This window comes from Mycobacterium sp., assembly GCF_052145595.1.
GTDB lineage: Bacteria > Actinomycetota > Actinomycetes > Mycobacteriales > Mycobacteriaceae > Mycobacterium.
On record NZ_JBKQOI010000068.1, the window covers coordinates 20364 to 29232 of the forward strand.

The window sequence follows — 8869 nt, forward strand, 5'->3', positions numbered from 1 at the left end:
GCGCTCATGAGTAAAGCGCCGTTCCTGTCCCGGGCGGCGTTCGCGCGGCTCACCGCTCCGACCGCCAGGGCATTGCTGCGGGTGGGACTGACCCCGGACGCCGTCACGATTCTGGGCGCCGTCGTGGCGGTGGCGGGGGCTTTGACGCTTTTCCCGATGGGCAAGCTGTTCGTCGGCGGGCTGGTGGTCTCGTTTTTCGTGCTCTTCGACATGCTCGACGGCGCGATGGCCCGGGAAAGGGGCGGCGGCACCCGGTTTGGCGCGGTGCTGGACGCTGCGTGTGATCGCATCAGCGACGGCGCGGTGTTCTGCGGGCTGCTCTGGTGGATAGCGTTCGGCCTGCGGGATCGGCTGCTGGTGGTGGCGACCCTGATCTGCCTGGTCACCTCGCAGGTGATCTCCTACATCAAGGCCCGGGCCGAAGCCAGCGGGCTGCGTGGTGACGGCGGCCTCATCGAGCGGCCGGAGCGGCTGATCATCGTGCTGGCCGGCGCCGGGCTGTCGGATTTTCCGGTGTACCCGTTGCCGTGGGCGCTGCCGGTGGCGATGTGGCTGCTGGCGGCGGCCAGCCTGCTGACCTGCGCGCAGCGGTTGCATAGGGTGCGGACCTCGCCCGGGGCCAGCGATCCCATCGACCCCGGAAATCTGGGAACGAGTGAGCTGTGATCCTCACCCGGCCGGGCCTGGTGACCCGTACCGCGACGGACTGGACGTACGCGGCCGGCTGGATGGCCGTGCGGGCGATGCCGGAATTCGCCGCACGCAGAGCATTTGACGCCGGAGCGCGTTATGCGGCACGGCGTGGCGGGCCGGACCAGCTGCGCAAGAACCTGGCCCGCGTCATCGGTGTGCCGCCGGCCGACGTGCCGGACGCGCTGATGCGCGCCTCGCTCGCCTCCTACGCCCGCTATTGGCGGGAGGCGTTTCGGCTGCCGACGATGGACCTCCCCACGCTGGCCCGCCAGCTGCACGACTCGATTTTGGGGCTAGAGAATCTGGATGCGGCGCTGGCCGCGGGCCGCGGGGCGGTGTTCGCGTTGCCGCACAGCGGCAACTGGGACATGGCCGGGGTATGGCTGGCGCACACCTATGGCACCTTCACCACCGTCGCGGAGCGCCTCAAACCCGAGGCGCTGTATCGGCGTTTCATCCACTACCGGGAAAGCCTCGGTTTCGAAGTGCTACCGCTGTCGGGGGGAGAACACACCCCCTTCGAGGTGTTGTGTGACCGGCTGCGGGACAACCGGGTGGTATGCCTGATGGCCGAGCGCGACCTCACCCGCACCGGTGTCCAGGTCGAGTTCTTCGGCGAACCCACCCGGATGCCGGCCGGACCGGCGAAGCTCGCGATCCAGACCGGAGCCGCCCTGCTGCCGGCGCACTGCTGGTTCGAAGACCATGAAGCCCAAGGCTGGCGCGTTTGGATGCAACCGGCTCTGGATACCACCAGCGGTGACGTCGGTGCCATCACCCAGGCGCTGGCCGATCAGTTCGCCAAGAACATCGCCGGCCACCCCGAGGACTGGCACATGCTGCAGCCGCAGTGGCTGGCCGATCTGTCCACTGAAAGACGGGCCCTACAGGCCCGGCTGAGGGAAACCTGATGCGGATCGGGATGGTATGTCCCTACTCGTTCGACGTGCCGGGCGGGGTTCAGTCGCACGTCCTGCAACTGGCCGAGGTGATGCGCGCCCGCGGGCACGAGGTCAGTGTGCTCGCGCCGGCTTCGCCGCACGCCTCGCTGCCCGACTACGTCGTCTCGGCCGGAAAGGCCGTCCCCATTCCCTACAACGGGTCGGTGGCCCGGCTGCGGTTCGGCCCGGCTACCCACCGCAAGGTCAAAAAGTGGCTTGCCGACGGTGATTTCGATGTGCTGCACCTGCACGAGCCCAATGCGCCGAGCCTGTCGATGCTGGCCCTGAACATAGCCGAGGGGCCGATCGTGGCGACGTTTCACACGTCGACCACCAAATCCCTGACCCTGACGGTCTTCCAGGGGATATTGCGGCCGATGCACGAGAAGATCGTCGGCCGGATCGCGGTGTCCGACCTGGCCCGGCGCTGGCAGATGGAGGCGCTGGGAACCGACGCGGTGGAGATCCCCAACGGAGTCGACGTCGATTCGTTCGCCTCGGCACCGCGCCTGGACGGGTACCCGCGGCCGGGCAAGACGGTGTTGTTCCTGGGCCGCTACCATGAGCCTCGCAAGGGCATGTCGGTGCTGCTCGACGCGCTGCCACGCGTCGTCGAGCGTTTTGCCGACGTGCAACTGCTCATCGTCGGCCACGGCGATGAGGACGAATTGCGCAGGCAGGCGGGCGGATTGGCGCAGCACATGTGCTTTCTGGGTCAGGTGGACGACGCCGCGAAGGCGTCGGCGATGCGCAGCGCCGACGTCTACTGCGCGCCCAATGTCGGAGGGGAGAGCTTCGGCATCGTCCTCGTCGAGGCGATGGCCGCCGGCACTCCGGTGGTGGCCAGCGACCTGGACGCGTTTCGGCGCGTATTGCACGACGGTGAGGTCGGGCGGCTGGTGCCGGTCGACGACGGCGCCGCGCTGGCCGATGCGCTCGTCGAGGTGCTGGAGAACGACGTCCTGCGCGAACGCTATGCGGCGGCCGGCTCGGCGGCGGTCCACCGCTACGACTGGTCCGTGGTGGCCAGCCAGATCATCCGGGTATACGAGACGGTCGCCGGGTCGGGCGCCAAGGTCCAGGTGGCCAGCTGATGACATGGCTGATCGTCGCCGTGTTGATATTGGTGGCGCTGGTCGTCACCGCGGGCGGCGCCTGGGCATATCGGATCGCCAACCGGCTGGACCGGCTGCACGTCCGCTACGACCTGTCCTGGCAGGCGCTGGACAGCGCACTCGCACGGCGCGCGGTGGTGGCGCGTGCCGTCGCGATCGACGCTTATGGTGCGGCCTCCAAAGCCCGGGAGGGAGGGCGGCTGGTGGCGCTGGCCGACGCCGCGGAGGGCGCGCCCCGGCACGCGCGCGAGAACGCGGAGAACGAGCTTTCGGCCGCGCTGGCGATGGTCGATCCGGCGTCGTTGCCGACGGGCCTGATCGCCGAGTTGGCCGACGCCGAGGCCCGCGTGTTGCTGGCCCGCCGATTCCACAACGACGCGGTTCGCGACACCCTTGCGCTGCGTGAGCGATTCCTGGTGCGTACCCTTCGGCTCGGCGGAACCGCCGCGCTGCCAAGCTATTTCGAAATAGTCGAGCGACCGCACGCGCTGGCGCACGGCGACCGGGGTGTGCTCAACCACCGCACCTCGGCGCGGGTGGTCCTGCTCGACGACACCGGGGCGGTGCTGCTGCTGTGCGGGTCGGATCCGGCAATCACAGACGTCACCGCGCCGAGGTGGTGGTTCACCGTGGGGGGCGAAGTGCGGCACGGCGAGCGGTTGGCCGAGGCCGCGGCGCGGGAGCTGGCCGAGGAAACCGGTCTACGGGTCGCGCCGGCCGACATGATCGGGCCCGTCTGGCGCCGCGACGAGGTCTTCGAGTTCAACGGCTCGCTGATCGATAGTGAGGAGTTCTACCTGGTCTTCCGCACGCGGCGGTTCGAGCCGTCCATCGCGGGACGGACCGAGTTGGAACACCGCTACATCCACGGGGCCCGCTGGTGTGACTCGAACGACATCGCCGAGCTCACCGCGGCCGGCGAGCACGTGTACCCGCTGCAACTGGGCGAGTTGTTGCCCGCGGCCAACACGCTGGCCGACGCCGCCCTCGACAACGATGCCGCCGCCGGTGCGCCTCAACCCATCCGCTGACCTGCACACCGTGGGTGTCGTTAGAGGAGCCTCAGGGAAGTCCGGGGAACACATCGGCCAGTGCGTTGTTGACGCCTTGCACGGCCCCCTGCTGCAGCTCGGCGGCGACCGTGGCCGGATCGATGTTCGGGAACAGTCCGAAAGGCGTCGGCACATCCTGATAGGCGGTGCGGTCGTAGCCCAACTCGACGAGCACCCGCAAGTCCTGCTGGACAAGGTCGGCCATCGGGTTTCCCACCAAGGGAATGGCACGTAGCGGGTCCAGCAGCGGCAGATTCTGCGTGGGAATGAGGATGTAGGTCGTCTCGGTATCTCCCGGAGACACCGGCTCGACCACACCTGACGCAATTTGGGTCGGCGTCAGAGCGTCATACGCGGGGTGCACGAAAAAGAGGCCCGCGATGGCGTTGGCGTCCGCGAAGATATCGATGGGGTACTGCGGGAAGTCGGCGGCACCGTCGTATTGGACCGCGTAATCGATGGTGGGGTAGGCGTTGGTGGGAGTCGCGCCGAAAGTCGTGAAACCCAGAAACGGTATGGAGACACCGGGGATACGCGCGAGGAAGCCGCCGTCGGGCCGGTCGGGATTACCAATCAGCACAAAGGACAACTGGTCCGGTCCCGGCCGTAGACCGGCCGGCAGGGTTTCGAGATAGCGCATTTCCAGGGTGGCTACCGTGGCGCTTTGGGAGACGCCGAAGACGACGGTGGGGTTTCCCGCGGCATGTTGCGCCATGATCGCGGCATTCAGGTTCGTGACGCCCTGGGCCACCGACGCATCGAAGGTCAGGCTGTTCAGCCCGGTCAATGGAAAAAGCTTCTCGGGCGTTACCACGAACTGCGCGGTGTACGTCGAGTAAGTGAGGGTGATGAACTCCTCGGCAGTTGTTATTTCGACGCGCGTAGGTAGCGGGCTCAAACCGGTGCCGCTCATGATCAACGCGGTTTCCGTCGGGCTGCCCCCACCCACCTGGTTTTCGTTGATGAGCAGGACGCCGACGTTGCCGTTACCGGGGATCCCGAAGCCGATAAGTCTGTTGCCGGTGTTCCCGATGCCGATGTTCCAGTTTCCGACGTTGTCGATGCCGATGTTTCCGTTACCTGAGTTCCCGACGCCGATGTTTCCGTTCCCGATGTTTCCGTTGCCGATGTTGTCGACACCAACGTTTCCGTTGCCCACACTGAAGGTGCCGGCGTTCAAATCCAGGCCTATTGCCGGCAGCCCAGAGGCGGCGTAGGCGCTGCCCAGCTGGACCCGCAGGTTCTGCAGCAGCTCCTGCCACGGTGTCAATCGCGCGACCGCCTCTGAAACGCCGACGTGATAGCCCGACATCGCGGCCACGTCCTGTGCCCAGATCTGCTCATATTCGGCCTCGGTGGCCGCGATCGCCGGGGCGTTCTGGCCCAGTAGGTTGGATTCAACCAGCGACACCAGCCGAGTCCGGTTGGCGGCCACCACTATCGGATGCACGGTGGCCGCCAACGCCGCCTCGAAGGCGCTCGCCGCTAACCGGGCCTGGGCGGCGGCCTGCTCAGCCCGACCCGCCGCCGCGCTGAGCCACGTCACATACGGGCCGGCCACGCGTGTCATCGCCAAAGCTGCCGGGCCCTGCCAGGCCTTATCGGCCAGCTCAGAGGTCACCGACGCGAACGAGCCTGCCGCAGTGTGAAACTCCTCGGCCAAACCATCCCACGCCACGGCCGCCGCCAGCAGCGGGCCCTGGCCCGCACCGGCGACCATGAGCGCCGAATTCGTTTCCGGCGGCAACACGGCGAAATTCATCGCTATGTTTCCTTCAGTTGGCCTTCTCGGTAGCCACGACCGTTGTCAAAGACCCTATGACATGCCCGGCAGGAGCTTGGGGTTTCCTGGAAAAACTCGTTTGTTGGACACCACTAGACTGGTGCCCGAATTAATCGGGTGAAGGAGAGCAGTGGACAGCGCCGCACAGTCGAGCCAGGCCAACCAGACGGGAACGGCGCGGGTCAAGCGCGGCATGGCGGAGATGCTCAAAGGCGGCGTCATCATGGATGTCGTCACCCCGGAGCAGGCCCGGATCGCGGAGGGCGCCGGCGCGGTAGCCGTGATGGCGCTGGAACGGGTGCCTGCCGACATCCGCGCCCACGGCGGGGTCTCGCGGATGAGCGACCCGGACATGATCGAGGGCATCATCGCCGCGGTGACCATCCCGGTCATGGCCAAAGCACGCATCGGGCATTTCGTCGAAGCGCAGATCCTGCAGAGCCTCGGCGTGGACTACGTCGACGAGTCCGAGGTGCTGACCCCCGCCGACTACACCCACCACATCGACAAGTGGAAGTTCACCGTGCCCTTCGTGTGCGGGGCGACCAACCTGGGCGAGGCGCTGCGACGCATCGGCGAGGGTGCGGCCATGATCCGCTCCAAGGGCGAGGCCGGCACCGGTGACGTCTCCAACGCGACCGCGCACATGCGGGCGATCGGCGCCGAGATACGCCGGCTGACGTCATTGCCCGAGGACGAGTTGTACGTGGCGGCAAAGGAATTGCAAGCGCCCTACGAGCTCGTCGTCGAGGTCGCCCGGGCGGGCAAGCTGCCGGTCACGCTGTTCACTGCGGGCGGTATCGCCACTCCCGCCGATGCGGCGATGATGATGCAACTCGGCGCCGAGGGGGTCTTCGTGGGATCGGGCATCTTCAAGTCCGGCGCCCCCGAGCACCGGGCCGCCGCGATCGTCAAGGCCACCACGTTCTATGACGACCCCGATGTGCTGGCCAAGGTTTCGCGCGGGCTGGGCGAGCCGATGGTGGGCATCAACGTGGAGCAGGTCGCCCAGCCCCATCGCCTGGCCCAGCGAGGCTGGTAGGAATTGCGATGAGCGCTTGCGCGAAGAGCAGACGAACCTAGCGTGGCGATCGAGCAGATCCTTGATCTCGAGCAACTCGAGGTCAACATCTACCGCGGAAGCGTCTTCAGCCCGGAATCGGGTTTTATGCAGCGAACGTTCGGTGGCCATGTCGCGGGTCAGTCGCTGGTCTCGGCGGTGCGCACCGTAGACCCTGAGTTCCTGGTGCACTCGCTGCACGGCTACTTTCTGCGGCCCGGAGATGCCAAGGCGCCCACGGTTTTTCTCGTCGAACGCCTCCGCGACGGCGGTTCCTTCTGCACTAGGCGGGTCAGCGCCGTCCAGCACGGCAAAACCATCTTCTCGATGTCGGCGTCCTTCCAGACCGACCAGGAAGGCATCAACCACCAGGACGCGATGCCCGTGGCGCCGCCGCCCGACGACCTGCCCGGATTGCAGACCTTCAAGGTGTTCGAAGAGGCCGGATTCCGTCAGTTCGAGGAATGGGACGTGCGCATCGTGCCGCAGGAAGAGCTGCAGCGTCTGCCCGGCAAGGCTTCTCAGCAGCAGGTGTGGTTCCGCCACCGCGATCCGCTGCCCGACGACCCGGTGCTGCACATCTGCGCGCTGGCCTACATGAGCGACCTCACGCTGTTGGGATCGGCGCAGGTCAACCACCTCGACGAGCGCGAGCATCTACAGGTGGCGTCGCTGGATCACGCGATGTGGTTCATGCGGGCGTTTCGGGCCGACGAATGGTTGCTCTACGACCAGTCTTCGCCGTCCGCCTGCGGCGGTCGCTCGCTCTGCCAGGGCAAGATCTTCAACCAGTACGGCGAGATGGTCGCGGCGGTCATGCAGGAGGGTCTGACCCGCTTCGCGCGCGGATACCAGCGCCAGCAGCAATGATCATGTTGTGAGCGCGCCGAAGATCGGGGTCTTGGCGCTGCAAGGCGACACCCGTGAGCACCTGGCAGCGTTGCGCGAAGCCGGAGCCGAATCGATGCCGGTGCGCCGCCGCAGTGAGCTCGAGGCGGTGGACGGGCTGGTCATCCCCGGCGGCGAATCCACCACGATGAGCCACCTGCTGCTCGACCTCGATTTGCTCGAGCCGTTGCGGGGGCGGCTGGCCGAGGGGCTTCCGGCCTACGGCGCGTGTGCCGGCATGATCCTGCTGGCCAGCGAGATCCTCGACGCCGGAGTGGGCGGGCGGCAGGCGCTGCCACTGCGGGCGATCGATATGACGGTGCGCCGCAACGCTTTTGGGCGCCAGGTCGACTCGTTTGAAGGCGATATCGCGTTCGCGGGCCTCGACGATCCGGTGCGTGCGGTGTTCATCCGCGCACCCTGGGTCGAGCGGACCGGTGACGGCGTGCAGGTGCTGGCGCGCGCCGCGGACCACATCGTTGCGGTGCGGCAGGGCTCGGCGCTTGCGACGGCATTTCACCCGGAGATGACCGGCGACCGCCGCATCCACCAGTTGTTCGTCGACATCGTCAATGGACAAAGCTGAGCCGCCGAGCGTGGGGCCTATGGACGAATTCCAGGCCGGTCACGTACCTAGGGCCCACACTCGGCGGCCCACGTAGACTCGTCTGGCCAAGAAAGAGAAAGAGCGAGATAGGACTTCTATGAGCGGCCATTCCAAGTGGGCCACCACCAAGCACAAGAAGGCCGTCGTCGACGCTCGCCGCGGCAAGATGTTCGCGCGGTTGATCAAGAACATCGAGGTCGCGGCCCGCGTCGGTGGCGGTGACCCAGGGGGCAACCCGACGCTGTACGACGCGATACAAAAGGCGAAGAAGAGCTCGGTGCCCAACGAGAACATCGAACGCGCCCGCAAGCGCGGCGCCGGCGAGGAGGCCGGTGGCGCCGATTGGCAGACCATCACCTACGAGGGCTACGCGCCCAACGGCGTCGCGGTGCTGATCGAGTGCCTGACCGACAATCGCAACCGCGCCGCCAGTGAGGTGCGGGTGGCGATGACGCGCAACGGCGGCACCATGGCCGATCCGGGATCGGTCGCCTACCTCTTCTCGCGCAAGGGCATGGTCACCCTGGAAAAGAACGGCCTGACCGAGGATGATGTGCTGACGGCGGTGCTGGATGCCGGTGCCGAGGACGTCAGCGATCTCGGCGACAGCTTCGAAATCATCTCCGAGCCGGGCGATCTGGTCGCGGTGCGCACCGCGTTGCAGGACGCCGGCATCGACTACGAGTCAGCCGAGGCCAGTTTTCAGCCGTCGGTCAGCGTGCCCGTCGAC

At 67.0% G+C, this 8869-nt stretch carries 9 protein-coding genes; 8 read left to right on the forward strand and 1 reads right to left on the reverse strand.

The annotated features are described in order from the left end of the window. The first annotated feature begins 6 nt into the window (after window positions 1-6). From pgsA to ACLP4W_RS04785, 4 genes are read left to right on the forward strand one after another with little or no spacing between them, the layout of a single operon-like run. Window positions 7-666, forward strand: coding sequence for a phosphatidylinositol phosphate synthase (pgsA, locus tag ACLP4W_RS04770; RefSeq protein WP_442384623.1), 660 nt, complete (start codon window positions 7-9; stop codon window positions 664-666). Beyond that, window positions 663-1604, forward strand: coding sequence for a phosphatidylinositol mannoside acyltransferase (locus tag ACLP4W_RS04775; RefSeq protein ID WP_442384625.1), 942 nt, complete (start codon window positions 663-665; stop codon window positions 1602-1604). Before pgsA ends, ACLP4W_RS04775 begins: the two co-directional genes overlap by 4 nt. Next, window positions 1604-2728: a glycosyltransferase family 4 protein gene (locus tag ACLP4W_RS04780; RefSeq protein ID WP_442384627.1), complete on the forward strand. Its 1125-nt coding sequence runs from the start codon at window positions 1604-1606 to the stop codon at window positions 2726-2728. The genes ACLP4W_RS04775 and ACLP4W_RS04780 overlap by 1 nt, the downstream gene beginning before the upstream one ends. Then, entirely contained in the window at window positions 2728-3780 is a 1053-nt protein-coding gene (locus tag ACLP4W_RS04785) for an NUDIX hydrolase (RefSeq protein ID WP_442384629.1), read from the forward strand. Before ACLP4W_RS04780 ends, ACLP4W_RS04785 begins: the two co-directional genes overlap by 1 nt. A 31-nt stretch (window positions 3781-3811) precedes the next feature. Here ACLP4W_RS04785 and ACLP4W_RS04790 read toward each other — a convergent pair whose 3' ends face one another. Continuing rightward, window positions 3812-5563 (reverse strand): PE-PPE domain-containing protein, encoded by a 1752-nt coding sequence (locus tag ACLP4W_RS04790; protein WP_442384632.1) that lies wholly within the window; start codon window positions 5561-5563, stop codon window positions 3812-3814. Window positions 5564-5714: 151 nt separating this feature from the next. On the opposite strand from ACLP4W_RS04790, the gene pdxS reads away from it, so the two are divergent. The 4 genes from pdxS to ACLP4W_RS04810 all read left to right on the forward strand — a co-directional run. Continuing rightward, the gene (gene pdxS, locus ACLP4W_RS04795) at window positions 5715-6626 is read left to right on the forward strand and encodes a pyridoxal 5'-phosphate synthase lyase subunit PdxS (RefSeq protein ID WP_442384634.1); all 912 of its coding nucleotides are present in this window, start codon (window positions 5715-5717) and stop codon (window positions 6624-6626) included. Window positions 6627-6668: 42 nt separating this feature from the next. After that, window positions 6669-7514, forward strand: a complete 846-nt coding sequence (tesB, locus tag ACLP4W_RS04800) for an acyl-CoA thioesterase II (protein ID WP_442384636.1) — start codon at window positions 6669-6671, stop codon at window positions 7512-7514. A gap of 7 nt (window positions 7515-7521) precedes the next feature. After that, window positions 7522-8118 carry a pyridoxal 5'-phosphate synthase glutaminase subunit PdxT gene (gene pdxT, locus ACLP4W_RS04805; RefSeq protein WP_442384638.1) on the forward strand — a complete coding sequence of 199 codons (597 nt, stop codon included), beginning with the start codon at window positions 7522-7524 and terminating at the stop codon, window positions 8116-8118. Window positions 8119-8236: 118 nt separating this feature from the next. Then, the coding region (locus ACLP4W_RS04810; protein ID WP_442384640.1) for a YebC/PmpR family DNA-binding transcriptional regulator at window positions 8237-8869 on the forward strand (633 nt) is incomplete at its 3' end.